We start from the raw sequence: 387 nt of genomic DNA, 5'->3' as shown, positions 1-387 counted from the left end.
GCTGGGGTACTAGGATTCGAACCTAGGCATGACGGAATCAAAATCCGTTGCCTTACCGCTTGGCTATACCCCAACAATATTTTATAATTATTATTTTATATAATGGGGCGACTGAAGGGAATCGAACCCTCGAATGTCGGAACCACAATCCGATGCGTTAACCACTTCGCCACAATCGCCACTATATCAATGAAGATAAAGTATGGGGCGGATGAAGGGAATCGAACCCTCGAATGTCGGAACCACAATCCGATGCGTTAACCACTTCGCCACACCCGCCATCTTTCTTCTTAATTATTTAAAATAAAAATGGCAGGGGCAGTAGGAATCGAACCCACACCAAAGGTTTTGGAGACCTCTATTCTACCGTTGAACTATGCCCCTAAA

At 44.7% G+C, this 387-nt stretch carries 4 tRNA genes; all 4 read right to left on the bottom strand.

From position 1 onward, the window contains the following. Window position 1: 1 nt before the first annotated feature. Window positions 2-73, bottom strand: a tRNA-Gln gene (locus tag AC3II9_RS21570). Between the two features lie 30 nt (window positions 74-103). Then, window positions 104-179: transfer RNA gene (locus tag AC3II9_RS21565), tRNA-His, on the bottom strand. Window positions 180-203: 24 nt separating this feature from the next. Next, window positions 204-279, bottom strand: a tRNA-His gene (locus tag AC3II9_RS21560). A gap of 31 nt (window positions 280-310) precedes the next feature. Next, window positions 311-384: transfer RNA gene (locus AC3II9_RS21555), tRNA-Trp, on the bottom strand. Window positions 385-387: the final 3 nt, after the last annotated feature.

The sequence above is a fragment of the Lysinibacillus sp. RU7 genome (assembly GCF_057837305.1).
This window is presented reverse-complemented; position numbering and strand designations above follow the sequence as displayed.